This is a genomic window from Paenibacillus sp. Soil724D2, from assembly GCF_001427935.1.
In the GTDB taxonomy this organism is placed as follows: Bacteria; Bacillota; Bacilli; order Paenibacillales; family NBRC-103111; genus Paenibacillus_E.
Genome location: NZ_LMRY01000048.1, coordinates 1 through 19,839 on the forward strand (window position 1 = coordinate 1; position 19,839 = coordinate 19,839).

Sequence of the window (19,839 nt, forward strand, 5' to 3'; positions counted from 1 at the left end):
TTGCTATGCTTTACCCTCATACGAACAACCTCCGGCTAATTTCATTGTATTTTCTTAGCCTAAAAGTGTCCAACTTAATTAGGGGGCTTTATAGAATTTAGCTTCATTTCATCAAATAGAGCGATATTTGGGAGAAATTGTTGCATTTTCTACAACAATCGTCGGGAAAACGGGGAAAAGCTAATCTTATTGTTGTATAACATACAACAATCCCCCTTTGATTAAGCTATTTAGTGATAAATTGTACGAACCCAACCTAGGCTTAACCTGGGTAAAATAAAAGGCACATTGGAAATCAGTAGTCCATAAAACCATAGTCTCCATAAAAATAGTAAACCTCGAGGGCAGTCGGGGTTTATTTTTTTTGACCACATAAGAGTTTTTCGTTACCCGAAAACCGTTTTCTTATTGGCTATAAAACCTAATATAGGGATCTTTGGTCGTAGACCAAAGTCTCTCCGCTTATAGGGATCTTTGGTCGTAGACCAAAGTCTCTCCGCTTATAGGGATCTTTGGTCGTAGACCAAAGTCTCACCTCGTTAAACGCGGTCGCTCATCTTCGAAAGGCCTCGATAGAGGTTTTCTCATTGAAAGAGAATATCTCGTGTATCGGCATTAGGAGCGATGAACTCAAACAACCGTGTCGCTTCCGCAGCAACTTCTATGTGTTCAACTTGGGATAATGGCTCGAATAAGTTGATGGTCAAAATAGCCGATTTGCGTTTCTGGGTGATGGACCAAATGCCGCGAACAAAACCATCGACAATCAGCGTGGCCCGGATGATGCCATTGTCTGTGAACACCTGATGCTTGTCTTCATCGCGCATGATGCGGGTGCGATCATCGTAGGACAGGAGCATGTTGTCGAACTCCGATAGAAAACGCGGCGGTGCTGGGATTGCAGGGTCCGGCCGAGGAGCGTCCGGCAGGTCGAACAGCTCGTTTCCTTGCTCGTCGCTGAAGGAGAGCAGGCTTGGGCGAAGCCGCTCAATCACCTCGCGCAGCCGAGTAAGCCCGGACCAGACCTGCATATCCTTGACGGATGCAGGTCCGAAGGCCGCCAGGTAGCGCAGCAGCATGGCTTCGGGGTCTTGCCCTTGTGCCAGCGGGCGGCCGAGCCAAGCGTCCGCTGTGGTGTGGGCGGCCTGTCCGCTGGCGCCCCAGATGCCGCGGGGCGGCACCTGAACAAGCGGCAGGCTGCAGCGCACCGCTTGAGCCAGAGCCGTGGCATCGCGCTGCGGCCACTTGGCTTGAAGGCGCTTGCCGAGCTCACTGAAGGTGAGCGGCTGCGCCTCGAGGAACGCTCGCCCGGCGGCGGCGAGCGCGTCTAGATCCAGTTCGGCAAGCTTCTTGCCGAACGTGCCCTTTAAGGCGCGGTCCTGCACGGACTGCAGGACGGGGCGCAGCGTCAGGCAGTCTTCGGCCGTGACGAGATGGATTGTTGAGCGCATGATGGCGATGCGCACAATGCTTCTATCCATGATGTGCTGAGACAGCTCCTCATGGCGAAAGTTCTGCAGTCTAGTCCACAACGCCACATAGGGTGGGTTAGGAGCTTGCGCCTGCAGACCGACGAGGTGCCGGACAGCCTGGAGGACGGGCATGTCCGAGCGCTCGAGGAGCAATTGCCGAGCTAGTAGTGCTCGGTTTAAGGCACGCTGACTGAGGGTATGGTTGGCAAAGCCGGTCATGGCGGGTTTAGAAATGTCCATTTTAGCGCAGCCCTCGTCTGAAGAATTGATTAACGACATGTGGATGTGCCTCCTATGATTTGAACGATCATTCGCTATATAAATTCCATTATATAACAACTTACTGACAACGTAATGTCAGGGAGATATGCCTGGTTTATGACCAGACAAGTTGTTTCTGTTGGTATTAGAACGCTACAATGGAGTTAACGATTATCCGAGAGGTGAAGGGCATGATCAACATCGGTCTAGCCGGATGGGGCGACCATGAGTTAGGCGGCAGCAAAGGGAAGCTGCGGGAGTATGGCGCACACTTTCCGATTGTGGAAGTGGATACTTCTTTTTACGCTATCCAACCGGAACGTAATTATTTAAAATGGAACCAAGAGACCCCAGAACGCTTTGGATTCATTATTAAGGCATACCAAGGAATGACGGGCCATCTGCGGGGAGAGAATCCTTTTGCCGGCGGGATGGAGCAAATGTTTGAGGCTTTCTTACAATCGATTCGACCTGTTCAAGAAGCGGGGAAGCTTAAAGCTGTTCTGTTTCAGTACCCACCTTGGTTTGATTGCAACAAGACGAATGTGGAGGTGCTTCGTGATGCTAAAGAGAAGATGGGCGATGTACCCGTAGCGCTGGAATTCCGCCATCAGAGCTGGTTTACGGAGGAAATGCGTGAAAAGACGCTCACCTTTATGCGGCGAGAGGGTTGGATGCATAGCATCTGTGATGAGCCGCAGGCCGGGATTGGTTCGGTGCCTACCGTGCTGGAGGTTACACACCCTGAGATGACGATGGTTCGATTCCACGGCCGCAATATTGGCGGTTGGGTGCAAAACAACGAGGCGAACTGGCGTGACGTACGGTACTTATACCATTACAATCAGCAAGAGCTGCTGGAGTGGAAGACGTGGCTGCTAGCGCTTCAGGAGCATACGCGGGAGGTATGCGTGATCTTCAATAACAATTCAGGCGGACATGCCGCAGGGAATGCCAAGGAATTGATGGGGCTGCTCGGTTTAGAATATGAAGGGCTGGGACCACGTCAGTTGGATTTGTTTTAGCAATTGAAAAAGGCTTGTTTGTTTGCGTGTTTACAGATTTTCGGGCTATAGTAAGGGTTATAAGTAATTGAGGCTGAGTATAAGCAAGTAAGGAGAGTTAGACAATGGTTGGTGCCATCATCTTAGGTATTATTGCCCTTTTGATCATAGTGGGTCTGACATTCTGGGTAACGAAGAAAGCGTACTCCCGTAAATGGGATGAAGAGGATAACGATTGAAGATAGAGACATTGATTTACAAAATTGAGTGTTAAAGCGCCAGCCTTCAAATGAAGGTTGGTCTTTTTTTTGCCTGTAGAGATATTGACATTTGATAGTAAAGGAATTAGGATGTTATAGATAATGATAATCATTCTCATGAAATTTGAAGGAGAGATAACTATTTATGCATACCCATTTTTCTGCTGCAAATCGTACATATGGAGTTAAGCTGCTTATTCTTACTACGATGATCATGCTGATCCTAGCTGGTTGCGGACAACAAACAGACAATTCGAAGTCGGATGCTGCAGCTACCACGAATACGAAGAAAGAAAGTCAGCCCGCTCAGTTGGAAGAATATACCGTTAAACATGCCATGGGAGAAACAAAGATAAAAGGCACTCCCCAAAAGGTTGTCGTGTTAACAAATGAAGGTACGGAAGCCGTTCTCTCGATGGGGATTAAGCCTGTTGGTGCGGTGAAGTCTTTTACATTAGGGGATTGGTATGATCATATCAAAGCGGATATGGAAGGCGTGAAAATAGTTGGGGACGAAAACCAACCAAATCTAGAAATGATCGCTTCTTTAAAGCCTGATCTAATCATCGGAAATAAGGTGCGTCAGGAAAAAGTGTACGAGCAGCTGTCAGCTATTGCTCCCACCGTATTTTCGGAGAGACTTTCAGGCGATTGGCAGATCAACTTCAAACTGTATGCAGAAGCTTTGAACAAAAAAGCTGAAGGCGATAAAATCATTGGAGATTTCGAGAAGCGTATCATAGATTTCAAAGCAAAAGCAGGCAATCAGTTAAAGACGAAGGTATCGATTGTTCGTTTTATGCCGGGTAAAGTTCGTATTTATATGAAGGATACGTTCTCAGGGGTTATTCTCAATAAACTGGGCTTTGAACGGCCAGCTTCGCAGAATCAAGATAAATTCGCAGATGATCTGACGAAAGAACGTATTCCGGATATGAATGGGGACATTCTATTCTATTTCACATGGGATAACGAAAAGGGCGAAGCGAATAAAATTGAGCAAGAATGGACGAATGATCCGCTTTGGAAAAACCTCGATGTCGTGAAACAAGGTAAGGTGCACAAGGTAAGTGATGCGGTTTGGAATACAGCAGGCGGAATTAAAGCGGCTAATTTATTGCTGGATGACCTGGAGAAATATTTTCCGAAAAAATAATTCGCTTAAAGCAGATCATCTACCTTGACAAACGCGCTCGTCCCAGAAGGACGACGGAGTCGTTTATCCTTGTTAAATGAGTCTAGCGGTTCAGTTGTCAGGTATACGCTTTCTTGCTATGATTGAAGCAGTAAATATAAAGGTGGCTGGCCGATGAACCGAATGGAGGCCGAATTTAGTAACCTGGTGAAAGCTTATCGCAAAAAGCATATGGGCAAGGGGCCGGAGCGCGTGATGACGACCTTTTGTAAGTGCTGGGCGATATGCGAAATGGCAGGAAACCTCTCTCCCGTTGAAAAGTTTATAGCGAAAACCGGCGATGGCAGGCAAATGCTCCGCACGGCTCGCACGGAAATGGTGAAAGAGATTTATAAAGAACACCCCCCTGTCGAGATGGAGGAGCTGCTTGGCGCGAAGTTCGTTAAGCTGTTCGTCGATATCGATATTGAGCTGGATGAGGGGATGTCGGTGTTCGTTTTTGATCAGGATTTGGAAAAGAAGTTTTGTAAGTAGATATGGTGTAAAAAGTGCTTCTATTTTCGGTTAAATAATAGCTCTATTAGCAGCATATACATAGGTTAAGGTGCTTGGCACTTGGTAGCGAACCTGCCGGAGACTAACCACTGTGAGACATGACTTGAGGCTTCCTCTAATGAGAGGAGGTCTGGGGAGTGTTTTGCGGTGGTTTTTTGCTTGCTGGGGTGCGATAGGGCAGCTATTGGGTGTACGGAGTAGGGGGAAGAGTGGAAGAGTTGAAAAATAGAACTAAGGAGCGTTCTTAATATGGGGAAAACGAAGCATACGGGGCCAATCAAGCTGCCCGCTAAACCAGATCCGAAGCTGTGGGTCAGCAAGGTGCCGTTCGGCCTCGGGAAAATAAAGCCGCAGCATATTCGCGAAACGGCAAAAATCGCCTGGCAGAATCGCGATAATCTGCCCTATGCGTATCGCATTCTGACGCAAGGCGTGTGCGATGGCTGCGCGCTAGGCGTGTCAGGCCTCTACGACCAAACGCTGGCAGGGCCGCATCTCTGTACAACGCGGCTGAATGTGCTGCGTTTGAACACGATGCCGGCGATTCGCGAGGAGTTGCTGCATGCAGACATTGACGAGCTGAGCCGCATGAGCAGCACTGAGCTCAGACAGCTCGGGCGTATCCCTTATCCGCTCATCCGCCGCCATGGGGAGCGGAAATTTAGCCGAGCCACATGGGATGAGGCTCTGGACACGATTGCAGAAAAGATGCGTGCGATTGATCCGAAGCAGATGGCTTTTTACTTGACGGCTCGGGGGATTACGAACGAGTCGTACTATGTGGCAGCGAAGGTGGCAAGGTTGCTCGGTACGAACAACATCGACAACGCCTCGCGTATTTGCCACTCTCCGTCGAAGACGGCACTTAAGCGCTCCGTTGGCGTGGGCGCTTCGACGTGTAATTACAAGGACTGGATCGGCACGGACGTCCTTGTGTTCTGGGGCAGCGTGGCCGCGAATAATCAGCCGGTCTCGACGAAGTATATGTACGCGGCCAAGCGCAAAGGGACGAAGATCGTTGTCATTAACCCGTACTACGAGCCGTCCATGGAGCAGTACTGGATTCCTTCGATACCCGAATCAGCGTTATTCGGGACGAAGCTGGCCGACGATGTGTATCAAGTGAACATCGGCGGGGATATCGGCTTCATGAACGGCGTCATGAAGATATGGTTCGAGATGGAGGAGCGTGAGCCGGGCTCCGCGATTGACCATGCGTTCGTGCAGGCGCACACGAACGGGCTAGAGCAGCTGCGCGCCCACGTGGCGCAGCAGGACTGGACGACGCTGGAGCAGTCGTCCGGCCTCACCCGTGAACGCATGCGCGAGTTCGCGGAGCTGCTGGCGCGTGCCAAGAGCGCGGTTTTCGTGTGGAGCATGGGGCTCACACAGCACCGCTTCGGCACGGACAACATCTCGCAGGTGGCGAATCTCGCCCTCCTGCGAGGCTTCCTCGGCCGCGAGCATTGCGGGCTGATGCCCATCCGCGGCCACAGCGGCGTACAGGGATCCGGCGAAATGGGCGCCGATCCCTTCAGCCTGCCGGGCGGCGAAATCGCCAACGCCGCCGACCGCGCAAGAATCGAGCAGCTCTGGGGGTTCGAGCTGCCGAAATGGCAGGGTGACATCGTCGGTGTCACCCTAGAGAACGCGCTCCTGCCTGAGGAGCAGGAGCGGAAGCTCCGGATGTTCTACACATCCGGCGGCAACTTCCTCGAGACGATGCCGGACCCGGCATTCGTCCGCGAGGCTCTCACAAGCATCGATGTCCGTGTTCACCAGGACATCATCTTGAATACCTCCACGCTGCTTGACGCGCGGGAGGCTGTGGTGGTGCTGCCCGCGATGACGCGTTACGAGCAGCCCGGAGGGGGCACGTCCACCTCCACGGAGCGGATGGTGTACTTCTCGCCCGAGATCGCCGGCCCCCGCATCGGCGAAGCCCGCGCGGAATGGGCGATTTACGTGGATCTCGCCCGCCGCGTGAAACCGGATGCCGCCGAGCAGCTGGGCTGCGGCAGCGCAGAAGCCATCCGCGCGGAAATTGCTCTAGCCGCGCCGAGCTACAATGGCATCCAACACCTGCGTGAGCGCGGTGATGTGTTTCAATACGGCGGCGCGTGGCTGTGCGAGGACGGCGTCTGTCCGACGCCGGATGGCCGCGGTGCGCTGCTGCCGATCGAACTTCCGGAGCTGCGGAAGCCGGAAGGGCATTTCGCGGTGACGACGCGCCGCGGCAAGCAGTTCAATTCGATGATCTACAGCGACATCGATCCATTCAATGAAGCAGATCGCTACGATGTGCTTATTCATAACGACGACGCTCGCGCTCTCTCTTTGAATGAAGGAGAGGCGATTGTCATCTACAACAGCTACGGCAGCATGCACGGAAGAGTTAAGCGTGCCGACGTAAAACCAGGCAACATTGAGGTGCATTGGCCTGAAGGCAACTCCTTGATACCCAAAGGCGTGTATGAGCAGTATGCAGGCATCCCGGAGTATAACACGGCAGTCATTGTAGAGAAGGCAGAAACCTACCATGCTCACAAGGATACACGCTACGTTGAGAAACGGATCCAAGAGCTGGAGACAGAAGTGGAGTGAAGCTAATCTTTTGTCGAAATCTGCCCCGACAGATCTGGCACTTCGCTTGGCTTGAGATCTAGGGTTTGCGGTTGTTGGCTTCATCCGTAGGGATCAATTATCGGTGAATACACACCCCGAACGCATAACGGAATGTCGATTAAGCCCTCTTTTTGTGGAAATATTTGTATTGTTTCTCTATCTTAATTATGCTAGATTCTAGCTATTGCCATCTTTTGTTAAGAGAGGAACACAACAATGGGGAATTGGAATACTTTTACGAAAAAAGGGATCACCGTGCTGCTCGCAGCCTTCTTACTTGTTTCTCTTCAGGGTCCTGCGCCATCTTATGCAGCCGAAGTGAATGCGGAGGTTCCGAAGGTCATTGAGAAGACATCACCTTCCGTTGTAGCCATTATCGGAAAGCCTTCATCTGATTCGGATAAATCCTTAGACAAGAACCGCTTTAATCTCGCACACGGCACGGGTGTCATTGTGGAATCGAATGGCGTTATCGTGACGAATGCACATGTGGTCAAGGATATGAAGAATATCGTCGTCGTTACGTCGAACGGTACAACTTATAGCGGACGTGCAACGAATATCGACGAGGAGAGCGATTTAGCCTTGGTCAAAATCGATGCCACCGGCTTATCGCCTGCGAAATTCGCCTCTTCCTCTGATATTAAAGTTGGTGAAACCGTTGCGGCAATCGGGACTCCGATTTCTTTTGCCCTTAGGAACTCCGTCACCGTTGGGATTGTCAGCGGGCTTGACCGCTCTGTGAACTCGCAATATCAGCTTATTCAGACGGATGCGGCCATTAATCCTGGTAACAGCGGGGGCGCTTTGATCAACATGAACGGCGAAGTCATTGGTATTAATACGATGAAATATGCGGATATCGGCGTCGAAAATCTGGGGTTCGCGATTCCAGTGGATACCGTCAAATATGTATTAAAGCATTTTCAGCTTTACGGCAAAGTAAAACGCCCTTATCTCGGTCTGGAGCTGGAAGAAAGCTGGGAAGCGGTTGTTGGTTTACCGAGTTCTACGGGCTTAAGAGTTGCATACGTAGATCCCGATTCACCAGCGGCAGGGGCTGGCATTCAGCAAGATGATCTACTCGTATCGATCGGTGCAAGTAAAGTGAAGACGCTGGTGGATTACAATGAGGCGATTAAGAAGTATTTGCCGGGTGAAACGATCGAAATAACCATTCAATCTGGTAATGCCACCAAATCGAAGTCGGTTACACTCGGAGAGGCTCAGCAACAGGAAATGAAAAGTTCGCAGGATGCTGAGGGTTCTTACTTGGATGCGGACCGCGGCAAAACGAAAATCGGCGACAGCCACTACGGTTGGTCCATGAAATACCCGGCGGGCTTAGTGAAAGGTCATCAGTCCGATGATGGCGACTCCGTCAGTTTCGTGGATGCCAAGGGGGATTTCTCCCTATCGATTAAAGTGGAGAGCAATCAAAGCGACGAGCTGTCACCTTCAGCACTTCTGAACAGATTGGCCGGTAACGATGAGGATGATTATTCCGGCGCGGCTTCAACTATTTTGGAGCGTCAGTATGTGAAGCGTGAAGGTAATCCCTATGCCAAAATTGTCGGTCGTTCAGGGGATGAAGGCTATATCCAGACCCGTGGATACCTTCACCAAGGCAACTTATATACGGTGCAATTATTTGTATCGAAAGAGCATTACAATAACAATTTTAAGCAGAATAGCTACAACGATCTGCTGGATAGCTTTAAGCTTTCCTTTAATGAAAAAGATGAGTCGCTTAAAGACATTTCAGTCTACTCTGGCGGCAATACATCCTACACGAATGAGTATGGCTTATCCTTTGATCTGCCCTCCAATTGGCAGCAAGGCGGTTATACGGGCGGCTCCTCATTCTTTAATGATGACTATTCCCAAATACTTCATGTCGGTGTAACCTCAGTCTCATCCGGTGATACATTGGGAGCGTGGGCGGATCGGCAGCGTAAGCAGTTTGAAGCTTCATATGCCCCGAAATACCGCAGTATGGAAGAACCCGAGGAGCTAACTCTTGCCGGTGTGCCTGCTCTGAAAGTGACCTATGCGAGTACGTTAGGGAGTAAGTGGAGCGCAGGCTTTTCCCTCCTTTTTATTAAGGATAAGTACAAATATGAGGTGGATGTGAATTATCCGCAAGAAGAAGAGGGGGCTTCTCTAGAGGATCTCTTGAAAACCTTAACGGATACGATCAAAGTGGACAAAGACAGCATGGATCAAGAGCTTGGCTTCATTCAAGATCTGGATGAGCTCATGGATCCCAATCGTACAGTAACTTACAAAAATGAGAAATTTAAATACGCGCTGCAAATTCCAGAGATCTGGACCAGCAGCAACTCGTACGATAACAAAGATCAAGTGAATAAGACGTTCCTCTTTACAGGCGGGTACTTAAGCGTAGGTGCAGAAACGAAAACGACTTACGATGAGATGGTTAAAGAGGAAGATGCCGCTCAGAAGAAAAGTCACGATAACGATAATGACTATACGTTTACCGATGAGGAAATCTCGCTTTTCGGTGATGTGAAAGTCAAAAAGTATGAGATCAGCTATGCAAGTGCCAAGATTCCTTACAAGGAAACGATCTATATTTTCAATCAAAATAATATTTCTTACACGGCAACGCTCCGTATGGATGATGCGGTCCGCACCGAAGCCAATCAGGCTCGGCTCAATAAGGCTTTTGAGTCGTTCAAATTTTTAGATGGTGTGAAAAAATAGAGCTGCGCTAATCTAGAAACCTCTCATCGGTCCAGGCTGAAGGGAGGTTTCTTTGCTAACCTTAGCTGGATTCATAAAGGGGATACTGACACATGAATATCAAGCTCGCTCGGACGCTCATCTGGCTGCTTTTCATAGGCTACACGAGCATTTTGCTATATTGGATGTTTCTAGGGTTCGGTCGGCATATGCACACTACAGGTCCACTTGCTTACAATGTTGTCCCTTTTCGGACAATCCGTATGTATGTGCTGCATGTTGATTCGTTTTCTAGCCGGACTTGGATCATCAATTTGTTTGGCAATATTGGAGTCTTCCTTCCTTATGGTTTTTTACTGCCTTATTTATTTCGCTCCGCAATACGTTACCGTACATTCCTCCTGTACTTTGGATGTCCTCTTGTGGGCTTGGAATTGCTGCAAATGCTGCTGCGGGTAGGCAGTTTTGATGTCGATGATGTGATATTGAATGGGCTTGGCGCCAGTATAACCTTTGTTCTTTTCGCGGCTTTTAGACGAGGCTTAGAGGGAAGAGAATCAAATAGAAGGTATAAAATGTGAGTAAATGCCTCAACATAGCGGGTGTAACGAATTAACCCCAGAGGAGGAAATTAATCACCATGACACAGCCTGATTCAAGTCTACAATCACAAAATCCGATATCCTCAGCGCAAAATTCGGTGGAGAATGTTCACGCAGCCGTTTCTCGTGCGATGTCTCATCCAACGTCGCAGACGACCGAAGAGGCCCAGAATTCAATCACTCATGCGGAAAGAGCGCTAGAGCAGGCGACGGATCAATCTGATTCACCAGCCGTGCAGCAAGCCGTCCAATCACTAAACGATGAAAAGGCAAGGCTTCAGAGTAACCAATAATATAAACAGCCCCGATTCCTACAAAGGAACGGGGCTGTTGCGTTTCTGCTACTTATCTCCTTGCTTATCTGCTGCTTATTTATGATATAACGTATAGCCCGGATCTTCCGGCACTTCAATAGCTATGATACGCAGGCCTTGATTGCTATCAGCTCTCAGGTGAAGAGCTTCACCTTCAGTAGTAGCTTGAACTATCGCGAAGTCTTTGTGGGACCATGCTTGAAGCTTCTCCGCGGCGATTTCACTTGTACCCTGCCCTTGAATAACGAGGAAGGCTAGCGGGCGGCTTGGCGTAAGTGTGTAGCTGAACTCGGAACCAGGCTCAAGGGTCCAATCGTACATATTAACGTCCGTATCGAGCTTAATTGGAGAATCTCCGCCTATAACGGTTTTCATCGTTGTTCCCCCATTTTGGCTGATTGAGAATTTCTCATGGTCATATTGATTGTAAGTGGCAGGCTTTTTCACGGTCTCACTAAGGTGAGGCTCGAACCAGATTTGCATTGCTTCGCTGCCTGCTCTGCGGAACGCCTCTGCGTGATAAACGCCGGAACCGGCTTGAATGACTTGCGCACCGCCGTTTGTCACTGTTTCCAAGGAACCAAGGGAATCTTTGTGTTCTACGAGACCATCAATTACATAGGTGACAATTTCGAACGCTTTATGAGGATGCATACCGATCTCCGATACTTCCGAAGCTTTGCCCCATGCCCAGTAGAATAAGGAACCGACGCGGTCAACAGCCGTTTTCTCTCCCGGAAAGCTGATAGCTCGTTGTTCCAGGAACTTTCCTCCGTCAAAAGCGCCAACGCCCTGTTGCTCAGCTGAAAATACTTGGATTTTCATAGTAGCAGCCCCTTAACTATAAAATATTTAATTACTTACTATATGTAAGTATTATACGTCTTTTCTATCTGGCTGTCAAAGCCTGTCGCTTACCAAACTTGGGTAGATCTTGACTTCACATCTACCCCGATCTACAATTTCTTATGTAAGGAGTGTGACTATAATGAAAATGCAAAACTTTAAATATGAAGGAAGCGGACTTAACCGCTTTTTCGGCCCCTTAGAAGCAAAGATTATGGAAATTCTCTGGACCAACTCCCTTGAAATGACGATTAAAGATGTCCAACAGAAGTTGGATCAAGCTAAAATCATTAATTTTAATACCGTAATGACCGTTATGAATCGCTTGGTAGACAAAGGAATTCTGCAAAAGAAATCCGTTGTAAGATCTTTTAAGTACAAACCTGTTGTTACAAGAGATGAGTTCATGGAAACCCAATCCAAAGAGCTTACTTTTGACCTAATCGAAGAATTTGGTTCTTTGGCAGTCACCCATATGGTGGATGCGCTTGATAAAGTAGACCCCGATCTGCTTGACAAGCTGGAACAAAAAATTAAAGATATCAAAAAGGATCGATAACGATGATGGAAACACGGTTTAAATGGTTGTATGCAGCGTCGCTTGCGTTATCGGGGGCTATTTTAGGACAGATGTTACTCTTTGCTCTTCAACATATTTTTAAATGGAAATTGTTATATAATATATTTGATTTGTGCGTTATTTTATTTAAAGATCTTCATGTACCTGCACCCATTGCTTGGAATGTGGTGAACGCTCTTATTCTTTACTCGTTTAGTGCAATCCTGTGGATCTCTGCTCGGCATGCCCTCGGCTCCATTAAAGCAATGAAGCTCGTAGAGATGTATCATGACCCTCATCTATCAGAGAAATACCGCAATAAATTTCAACTTGGCGAAGGTCAGATCCAGATCATTTCATACAAAGCTCCCATCGCGATGACGATAGGGCTGTGGAAGCCGCGGGTGATCTTATCTTCCGGACTTATGGACATGTTGGAACCTAACGAGCTGTGCGCAGTTATCGAGCATGAGAAGTGCCATATGAGGCACAGAGATCCACTCGCGATCTTCCTGCTTACGATGATATCCAAGTCGATGTGGTACATTCCGATATTCGCTTGGATGGCAGATAAATACCCCATTATGATTGAACTTCGGGCAGACAAGTATGCCATTACACAAATGAACCAGTCTGCACATCTAGGCAGTGCTCTCCTCAAGCTACTCAAACAAGCACCAGCACCGCATGTATCCTTATCTCACGCCTCATTCGCAGAAACATCAATGAATGTACGCATCATGCATATTCTCGATCCACAGATGAAAATCTCATTCAAATGGCCCTTCGTTCGGCTGCTCATTTCGCTCTTAACAATTATTTTACTTGTGGGACTTATCTAAGATAGGATACCTTGATACTAATGGATTACAGGTAACAGTCGGAGCCATGTCAGATAAGTTGACGGGCTTCGACAAAAAATGCAGAAAAGTCTTGACTTTTCGGATATCCAAAACTACACTTTGTAGTGTGAAATCGTACATAGCTTTTAATATGGGGGAGAGAGATTAATGGATTATATCTTGAAAAATTTACACTACATCGTAACACATGTACCCATCGCACTTCTTGTTTTTAGCTTTATTTTTGACTTAATCGCACTTATCGCGAAAAAACGCGAATGGCACTCCGCTGGCATGCTTTGCCTAGTTGTGGGTGCGCTTGGGGCTATCGCAAGTGTCCTAACTGGTCCATCACCATGGCGTAATCCACTAGTGGTTCCGCATGAGTTTTATGCGAAATTAACGATGTTTTTGTCAATCGTGTTGGCGATTGTACGTGTTGGCTTACTGATCTGGAAAAAGAAAGAATTGGGTCGTAACCCAATCTACTTGGTTGGTTCACTCGCGGCAGTTATCCTTGTTGGCTATACAGGGCACATTGGCGGACAAATGGTACATAAACCGGTTCCGGCGAAGACGGCTGTTCCAGCTGCATCACCAGGAGCAACTCCAGCAGCATCCACTGCACCAGCGAAATAATGAAAAGGGCTAACCAGAGGCTTGCAGCCTTGTGGATAGCCCTTTTATTGTTATGAATGGCAGAGTCAGAGCTACTTGTCCCGAACCAACTCCAGCTCCTCCAGTGTATAACGATGTTCCCACAAAAATATCATATCGTACTGTATCGAATCCCTTTCGACAAAGCGCGCGATGCCTGCGATGACTCCACCAATAATAACTCCAAAAACGACAATCCAACCCATCAGAGCAAACACTTGATCGACCATGCACATCCACTCCCCTTAAAGCTTTCCGTAGGAAAGCTATCTTCGTAGATAAGAAAGTATAAGTTTTATTACACTTCGCGTCATTAGTCTTGACAAACGCACTCGTCCCAGAAGGATGACGGAGTCGTTTATCCTTGGTAAGCGTTGGTCCTATGCGCTATGAACCTATATACTATGGATATGCCGCCATATTTTGAAACATGTGTGACAATTCAAAGGGGTTAAAAGGCGAGTAAATGCATCCGAAATGTCGAGGTAAGATAGTTCGTTTATAGTCTTTCTATCCGGTTGACACAGACTCGTCAAGGATGTTAAGATCACCTCTGTAAGCACGAATATACAACTTTTGGAAAAGAAAACAGTTACGAATGCAAGCCTACTTACAACAACACTAAAGGAGGGTTTCAAAAATGATTGATATGGTTATGGATCCTATTGCCCATCGCAGATTTACAAATAAAAACCATACAATTTCATATTTTGTAACCCGATTGTTAGCCGGAAGCGCATGATTTGTGCTTGTTCGGCTGCTGCCGCCCCTTCACATACGCTAATTAAAAGCGCGGGTTACGAAGAAGTTCGTAACGAGCGCTTTTCTGTTTCATAGAAGGCATATCGCTGCGTGCGGTGTGCCTTTTTTGTGTGGATTTAGGTCATTTTGGACAGCACCATTTGAGAGGAGTGACATCATTACATGTTTACGGTATTAAAAAAGTTAGCTTGGTTTTTCCGGATGAATTGGATTCGTTATACGATCGCTATTGGACTGCTTATTATTGTTGGAATCATTGATGTAATTCCACCGAAATTGATTGGCTACGCGATTGATGGTATACACATGGGAACTTTGACTGGCAGTAAATTGATCCAATTGCTCGCTTTTTGGGGGGCGTTAATTGTAGCTGGGTATGGGTTATCCTACGTCTGGCTGTATCAGCTATTTGGCGGAGCATTCGTACTGGAACGTATTCTTCGGTCTCGGTTGATGAGGCAGCTGCTGCGGATGACGCCTACCTTCTATGAGCGCAATCGCACGGGTGATCTGATGGCGAGAGCAACGAATGACCTGCAAGCGGTGTCGACGACAGCGGGCTTTGGGATTTTGACCTTCGTAGACTCGACGTTATTTATGCTTACCATCCTAAGTATGATGGGCTTCTTTATTAGCTGGAAGCTGACTCTCGCTTCGATTCTCCCGCTGCCGATTATGGCAGTTGCGATTACGATCTATGGGGGGCGTATCCACGAGAGATTCTTGCTCGCTCAGAATGCTTTTGGAGAAATGAATGATCGGGTGTTGGAGACGATAGCCGGGGTTCGCGTTATTCGCGCTTTTGTACAAGAGAAAGCCAGTGAACAAAGCTTCAAAACAATGACAGACGATGTATATCGCAAAAATATTGCGGTTGCGGTGATCGACGCCCTTTTTGAACCAACGGTCAAAATCCTAGTAGGCATTTCCTACTTAATCGGATTATGTTACGGCGGATATTTAGTGTTTCACAGTGAACTGACTCTCGGAGAGCTCGTGTCCTTCAATACATTCCTTGGGATGCTAATCTGGCCGATGTTCGCAATTGGCGAGTTGATGAACATTATGCAGCGCGGGAATGCCTCCCTTGATCGGGTTAATGAAACACTTGGTTACAAGCCGGATGTAAAAGAAGACCCAAAAGCGACGACACTGCTGCTGCCGAATTCGATTAGTTTTAAAGAAGTAACCTTCCGCTATCCTTCTTCTTCTATTGATAACTTGGTGAATATTAATTTTCATCTACAGCGTGGACAGACGCTCGGAATTGTAGGACGTACTGGAAGCGGCAAAACAACGCTGCTTAAACAGCTGCTGAGAGAGTATCCATTAGGTCAAGGTGCGATTGCTATATCAGAAACGCCAATCGAGAAGTTAACCATTGACACTCTTCATGGCTGGATGGGTTACGTGCCGCAAGAGCCGATTCTTTTCTCCAAAACAGTGAAAGAGAACATTATGTTTGGACGCAGCCAAGGAACCGAGGAAGAGCTATTGCAGGCACTTGAGCTAGCCGCTTTCCGCAAGGACGTAGAGTTCTTACCGGAAGGTCTTCAAACGTTGGTAGGTGAAAAAGGCGTTGCCTTATCCGGCGGCCAGAAACAGCGCGTTTCGATCGCACGGGCACTTTATGTAGACCCCGAAATTCTCATGCTGGATGACGCGCTATCTGCGGTGGACGCCAAAACAGAGGCTGAAATCATTCGCGGCATCCGGTCGGAACGAGCTGGCAAAACGACACTCATCACAACGCACCGACTCTCCGCTGTTCAACACGCGGATTGGATTCTTGTGCTGGATGAGGGGTATATCGTGGAAGAAGGTACGCATGAGCAGCTTGTCGCACTCGGCGGCTGGTATAAAGAGCAGTATGACCGTCAGCAGTTAGAAGAGCAGACAAAGGTTTAGTAAATAGATATCCGATGAAAAGAAGGTGAGAACCCTGAAACAGACAGGTAAGCGATTATTTCAATACGCGGCGTTATTCAAAAAGCCCCTGCTCATTGCACTGTTATTCTTATCGATCGCGGTGGCAACGGAGCTGGCAGGACCTTTTATCGCGAGACAGATGATTGATACACACATTCTCGGTATCGAGAAGCCGTGGTACGAGACAACATCTGCGACGCAGACTGGCAAGGCAGTCCCAGCGAATGGGATTTTATATAAACGAAGCGACAACTTCGCAGAAGGCGAGCCGAAAGGGAAGGAAGTTCGCATTTTACAGGTGGGCAGCCAGTTCGTATGGGTGGATCAGCCGATCGCCTTTGATGGCGTACGCAAGCTAGCCGACGATGGTAAGCTTTCAATTACACAGGGGACGGAAAAAGCGGAGTACGCGGTTAAGAAACTGAGTATTCAAGAGCTTTACACGTTTTATAAACCGGAATTTAACAGCCTAATGAAGCTTGCAGGCTTGTATCTACTGCTAATCATTATTGGTGCAGGCTTTACCTATGGACAAAAGTATTTACTTCAATCGGCGGCGAATCGGATTATTCAGCGCATGAGAAGTGATGTTTTTGCACAAATTCAGCGACTGCCGATCAACTATTTTGATAATCAGCCTGCGGGTAAAATTGTATCGAGGATTACAAATGATACGGAGTCAGTTAGGGATCTGTATGTACAGGTGCTTGCGAACTTTTTTACAGGTACGATCTATATCGTGGGCATCATCGCGGCTTTATTCGTTCTAGATTACAGATTGGCTTTATTCACACTTCCGGTTATTCCGCTGCTATATGTATGGATCATTGTTTACCGTAAATATGCCTCCTTCTATAATCATGAAATTCGGGAGAGGATCGGTTCGATCAATGGGATGATCAATGAGGCGATTCAAGGCATGACGATTATACAAGCTTTTCGCCGGCAAAAGGAAACGATTCAAGAATTCGAACAATTGAACGATGAATATACGAGATATCAGAACAAACTGCTTAGCTTGAACTCGCTGACCTCTCATAATCTGATGAATGTGGTTCGGAATTTGTTCTTCTTCGGTCTGATCTGGTATGTCGGGGGTAGTTCAATCAACTCATTGATCACCGTTGGTGTACTGTACGCCTTCGTCGATTATCTAAATCGGATGTTTCATCCGATGGTCGGAATTGTCAACCAACTGCCGAATTTGGAGCGTGCGCTAGTATCCGCTGACCGTGTATTCGAGCTGCTTGATGAGCAGGGCATCGACGTGGCTGCGGAGAAATCGGATCGCTATCTGGGCAATGTGAAGTTCGAGCATGTTCGCTTCGCCTACAAAGAAGGGGAGGATGTGCTCAAGGACATCACTTTCGAGGCCAAACAAGGGCAGACGGTGGCGCTTGTCGGACATACCGGATCGGGCAAAAGCTCGATCTTGAATTTGCTCTTCCGCTTCTACGATGTGAACGAAGGCCGGATTACGGTGGACGGCCGCGATGTGCGGGAGATGCCCAAACAGCTGCTGCGTCAACATATGGGCATCGTGCTGCAAGATCCGTTCCTGTTCACAGGGACGATTGCGTCCAATGTTAGCCTGGACGATCCGTCCATCACCCGGGAACGGGTGGAGGCTGCTCTGCGCGAAGTTGGCGCAGATGAGATGTTCAAGAGCTTGCCGCACGGCATCGATGAGCCCGTGATTGAGAAGGGCAGCACGCTGTCTGCCGGGCAGCGGCAGCTGATTTCTTTTGCCCGGGCGCTGGCGTTCGACCCGGCGATTTTGATCCTCGATGAGGCGACGGCTTCCATCGACACAGAGACCGAGGCCATCATTCAGGCCGCGCTCGAAGTGCTATCGAAGGGGCGGACCACCTTCATCATTGCCCACCGCCTGTCGACGATTAAAAGCGCCGACCAGATTCTTGTGCTCGACCATGGCGAGATCGTCGAGCGCGGCAATCACGAGGAGCTGATGGGGCTCCTCGGTCGGTACTATCAGATGTACCAGCTGCAGCAGGGACATTCGGAAACGGCCTCGGCCGCTGAAAGTGAAGTGCGCAGCATGTTGTAGGGCAGGGAGCCAGCCGTCGGACCTATTGTCCGGAGGCTGGCTTTGGCTTTATTGAAGAAACGGTATATGAAATATTGCAGTTTTCGTATCATTGATCGCACAGATTGGTTGCGTATTTCTAGTATTTGATCAGCAATAGTTTCACTACCCTTTAGGAAATTGAGGTAAAGAAAAAGCCTACCGAATGGTAGACTTTGTATGATATATTAAGTTAGTACAGGACAACCTTGGGTGAGCATTCTCCTCCAGAAAGGAGGGTGATGCCATGGAAACTTTCCAAACGATTGTAATCATGCTTGCGTTCGGTAGCTTTATACTGGCGCAATTGACATACATCGATAAACGAAAGTAACCCACTCTTAGGTTGAAGGCCTAGTGGGTTACTGCTCTGCGTTACTACCCGGAGGGTATTCACACCCAAGTCTGTGCAGGAGATGGTGTTGGCCGCACCGTCTCTTTGTTATTATAATCATACTACGTATGCTTTAGACACGCAATATAAAAGGGAAACAGCCGTTGCAGCATCTGAACTAGAATGAACTCCACTACGGACGAGGCTATTTAACCGCACTAAAGACTATCTGTCGGCGCTATGCTACAATAAGAAATATTTCCCTATTTGAAATGGAGGAGCATCATGCGTCCAGAAACGATTCGAATATTAAACTTGCTTCAGCTGCTGTCCGAAATTGCTATTGCTGTCGGATACTTGCTTGGTCTTATTCCGTTTGTATATTTGTGGTCGTGCTCGTGGGTGATCCCGCTTGTGTTCGTCAACCTGGTCTTTGCCATACTTACAAGCAATGGGACCACGACAAAGACGGTCATCAATATTGCTATGGCTTTCTTGAGTTTCATACCTGTAGCGGGGTACCTTTTCCGTGTGATTGGGATCGTTGTTTCATGGATCAACATCCAGGCATTGGCGAAGGGGAGAAGCAGAGGGTACTAGTTGTTCGTACAAAAAAGACGGATGGAAGGCTGATTTAACTGGCTTCCATTCGTCTTTTTTTACAGAATTTTTGGTTGAGGGGGTGTGGTGAAGAAATTAATAAGGCAAAGCAAGTTGTACTGCGTACAACAATTTCCTTGATTTCTTCTTGGAAAGCGCAGATTGTTGTAAATGCTGCAACAATTCTATAAAGCCCCCTAATTAAGTTGGACACTTTTAGGCTAAGAAAATACAATGAAATTAGCCGGAGGTTGTTCGTATGAGGGTAAAGCATAGCAAGTTTGACGAAC

The 19,839-nt window shown here is 47.9% G+C and carries 18 protein-coding genes; 14 read left to right on the forward strand and 4 right to left on the reverse strand.

Annotated features, from left to right (window positions below; translation table 11 throughout):
- Nucleotides 1-584: 584 nt before the first annotated feature.
- Entirely contained in the window at nt 585-1,751 is a 1,167-nt protein-coding gene (locus ASG85_RS29980; protein ID WP_235550257.1) for a winged helix DNA-binding domain-containing protein, read from the reverse strand.
- A 173-nt stretch (nt 1,752-1,924) separates the two neighbouring features.
- On the opposite strand from ASG85_RS29980, the gene ASG85_RS29985 reads away from it, so the two are divergent.
- The 7 genes from ASG85_RS29985 (at nt 1,925) to ASG85_RS30015 (ending at nt 10,913) form a co-directional block, all read left to right on the forward strand.
- Nucleotides 1,925-2,758, forward strand: a complete 834-nt coding sequence (locus ASG85_RS29985) for a DUF72 domain-containing protein (protein WP_057302799.1) — start codon at nt 1,925-1,927, stop codon at nt 2,756-2,758.
- A 384-nt stretch (nt 2,759-3,142) separates the two neighbouring features.
- The gene (locus ASG85_RS29990) at nt 3,143-4,153 is read left to right on the forward strand and encodes an ABC transporter substrate-binding protein (RefSeq protein ID WP_060648641.1); all 1,011 of its coding nucleotides are present in this window, start codon (nt 3,143-3,145) and stop codon (nt 4,151-4,153) included.
- 153 nt (nt 4,154-4,306) lie between these two features.
- Entirely contained in the window at nt 4,307-4,666 is a 360-nt protein-coding gene (locus ASG85_RS29995) for a DUF2294 domain-containing protein (protein ID WP_060648642.1), read from the forward strand.
- Nucleotides 4,667-4,936: 270 nt separating this feature from the next.
- Nucleotides 4,937-7,291, forward strand: a complete 2,355-nt coding sequence (locus ASG85_RS30000) for an FdhF/YdeP family oxidoreductase (RefSeq protein ID WP_060648643.1) — start codon at nt 4,937-4,939, stop codon at nt 7,289-7,291.
- A 237-nt stretch (nt 7,292-7,528) separates the two neighbouring features.
- Nucleotides 7,529-10,039, forward strand: coding sequence for a trypsin-like peptidase domain-containing protein (locus ASG85_RS30005; protein ID WP_060648644.1), 2,511 nt, complete (start codon nt 7,529-7,531; stop codon nt 10,037-10,039).
- A gap of 92 nt (nt 10,040-10,131) precedes the next feature.
- On the forward strand, nt 10,132-10,599 hold the full coding sequence (locus ASG85_RS30010) for a VanZ family protein (RefSeq protein ID WP_060648645.1): 468 nt from the start codon (nt 10,132-10,134) through the stop codon (nt 10,597-10,599).
- 59 nt (nt 10,600-10,658) lie between these two features.
- Nucleotides 10,659-10,913, forward strand: coding sequence for a hypothetical protein (locus ASG85_RS30015; RefSeq protein ID WP_057302804.1), 255 nt, complete (start codon nt 10,659-10,661; stop codon nt 10,911-10,913).
- 75 nt (nt 10,914-10,988) lie between these two features.
- On the opposite strand, the gene ASG85_RS30020 is transcribed toward ASG85_RS30015, so the two are convergent.
- Complete coding sequence (locus ASG85_RS30020) at nt 10,989-11,759, reverse strand: pirin family protein (RefSeq protein WP_060648646.1); 771 nt, start codon at nt 11,757-11,759, stop codon at nt 10,989-10,991.
- A gap of 163 nt (nt 11,760-11,922) precedes the next feature.
- On the opposite strand from ASG85_RS30020, the gene ASG85_RS30025 reads away from it, so the two are divergent.
- From ASG85_RS30025 to ASG85_RS30035, 3 genes are all read left to right on the forward strand, one after another.
- Nucleotides 11,923-12,339, forward strand: coding sequence for a BlaI/MecI/CopY family transcriptional regulator (locus ASG85_RS30025; RefSeq protein WP_057302806.1), 417 nt, complete (start codon nt 11,923-11,925; stop codon nt 12,337-12,339).
- 2 nt (nt 12,340-12,341) lie between these two features.
- Nucleotides 12,342-13,181 carry a M56 family metallopeptidase gene (locus tag ASG85_RS30030; protein WP_060648648.1) on the forward strand — a complete coding sequence of 280 codons (840 nt, stop codon included), beginning with the start codon at nt 12,342-12,344 and terminating at the stop codon, nt 13,179-13,181.
- A gap of 168 nt (nt 13,182-13,349) precedes the next feature.
- Nucleotides 13,350-13,820, forward strand: a complete 471-nt coding sequence (locus tag ASG85_RS30035) for a DUF2231 domain-containing protein (protein ID WP_060648650.1) — start codon at nt 13,350-13,352, stop codon at nt 13,818-13,820.
- A gap of 71 nt (nt 13,821-13,891) precedes the next feature.
- Here ASG85_RS30035 and ASG85_RS38320 read toward each other — a convergent pair whose 3' ends face one another.
- A complete protein-coding gene (locus ASG85_RS38320) occupies nt 13,892-14,068 on the reverse strand; it encodes a hypothetical protein (RefSeq protein WP_156389933.1) in 177 nt (58 codons plus the stop codon).
- Between the two features lie 694 nt (nt 14,069-14,762).
- Here ASG85_RS38320 and ASG85_RS30040 point away from each other — a divergent pair.
- From ASG85_RS30040 to ASG85_RS30050, 4 genes are all read left to right on the forward strand, one after another.
- Nucleotides 14,763-16,508, forward strand: coding sequence for an ABC transporter ATP-binding protein (locus ASG85_RS30040; protein ID WP_060648652.1), 1,746 nt, complete (start codon nt 14,763-14,765; stop codon nt 16,506-16,508).
- Nucleotides 16,509-16,542: 34 nt separating this feature from the next.
- Entirely contained in the window at nt 16,543-18,597 is a 2,055-nt protein-coding gene (locus ASG85_RS30045) for an ABC transporter ATP-binding protein (protein WP_156396913.1), read from the forward strand.
- 265 nt (nt 18,598-18,862) lie between these two features.
- On the forward strand, nt 18,863-18,949 hold the full coding sequence (locus tag ASG85_RS39480; protein ID WP_268796139.1) for a putative holin-like toxin: 87 nt from the start codon (nt 18,863-18,865) through the stop codon (nt 18,947-18,949).
- Between the two features lie 285 nt (nt 18,950-19,234).
- Nucleotides 19,235-19,549: a hypothetical protein gene (locus ASG85_RS30050; RefSeq protein ID WP_057302810.1), complete on the forward strand. Its 315-nt coding sequence runs from the start codon at nt 19,235-19,237 to the stop codon at nt 19,547-19,549.
- 34 nt (nt 19,550-19,583) lie between these two features.
- Here the strand turns inward: ASG85_RS30050 and ASG85_RS39485 are convergent.
- Nucleotides 19,584-19,839, reverse strand: a 256-nt coding sequence (locus tag ASG85_RS39485) for a hypothetical protein (protein WP_235550258.1), incomplete at its 5' end; no start/stop codon positions are given.

Bases quoted from the DNA above. Each gene is read 5' to 3' on its own strand.
- ASG85_RS29980 (WP_235550257.1), bottom strand. From the start codon at position 1,751: ATGTCGTTAATCAATTCTTCAGACGAGGGCTGCGCTAAAATGGACATT.
- ASG85_RS30030 (WP_060648648.1), top strand. From the start codon at position 12,342: ATGATGGAAACACGGTTTAAATGGTTGTATGCAGCGTCGCTTGCGTTA.
- ASG85_RS30015 (WP_057302804.1), top strand. From the start codon at position 10,659: ATGACACAGCCTGATTCAAGTCTACAATCACAAAATCCGATATCCTCA.
- ASG85_RS29985 (WP_057302799.1), top strand. From the start codon at position 1,925: ATGATCAACATCGGTCTAGCCGGATGGGGCGACCATGAGTTAGGCGGC.
- ASG85_RS29990 (WP_060648641.1), top strand. From the start codon at position 3,143: ATGCATACCCATTTTTCTGCTGCAAATCGTACATATGGAGTTAAGCTG.
- ASG85_RS30035 (WP_060648650.1), top strand. From the start codon at position 13,350: ATGGATTATATCTTGAAAAATTTACACTACATCGTAACACATGTACCC.
- ASG85_RS30050 (WP_057302810.1), top strand. From the start codon at position 19,235: ATGCGTCCAGAAACGATTCGAATATTAAACTTGCTTCAGCTGCTGTCC.
- ASG85_RS30010 (WP_060648645.1), top strand. From the start codon at position 10,132: ATGAATATCAAGCTCGCTCGGACGCTCATCTGGCTGCTTTTCATAGGC.
- ASG85_RS30005 (WP_060648644.1), top strand. From the start codon at position 7,529: ATGGGGAATTGGAATACTTTTACGAAAAAAGGGATCACCGTGCTGCTC.
- ASG85_RS30020 (WP_060648646.1), bottom strand. From the start codon at position 11,759: ATGAAAATCCAAGTATTTTCAGCTGAGCAACAGGGCGTTGGCGCTTTT.
- ASG85_RS30000 (WP_060648643.1), top strand. From the start codon at position 4,937: ATGGGGAAAACGAAGCATACGGGGCCAATCAAGCTGCCCGCTAAACCA.
- ASG85_RS38320 (WP_156389933.1), bottom strand. From the start codon at position 14,068: ATGGTCGATCAAGTGTTTGCTCTGATGGGTTGGATTGTCGTTTTTGGA.
- ASG85_RS30025 (WP_057302806.1), top strand. From the start codon at position 11,923: ATGAAAATGCAAAACTTTAAATATGAAGGAAGCGGACTTAACCGCTTT.
- ASG85_RS29995 (WP_060648642.1), top strand. From the start codon at position 4,307: ATGAACCGAATGGAGGCCGAATTTAGTAACCTGGTGAAAGCTTATCGC.
- ASG85_RS30040 (WP_060648652.1), top strand. From the start codon at position 14,763: ATGTTTACGGTATTAAAAAAGTTAGCTTGGTTTTTCCGGATGAATTGG.
- ASG85_RS39480 (WP_268796139.1), top strand. From the start codon at position 18,863: ATGGAAACTTTCCAAACGATTGTAATCATGCTTGCGTTCGGTAGCTTT.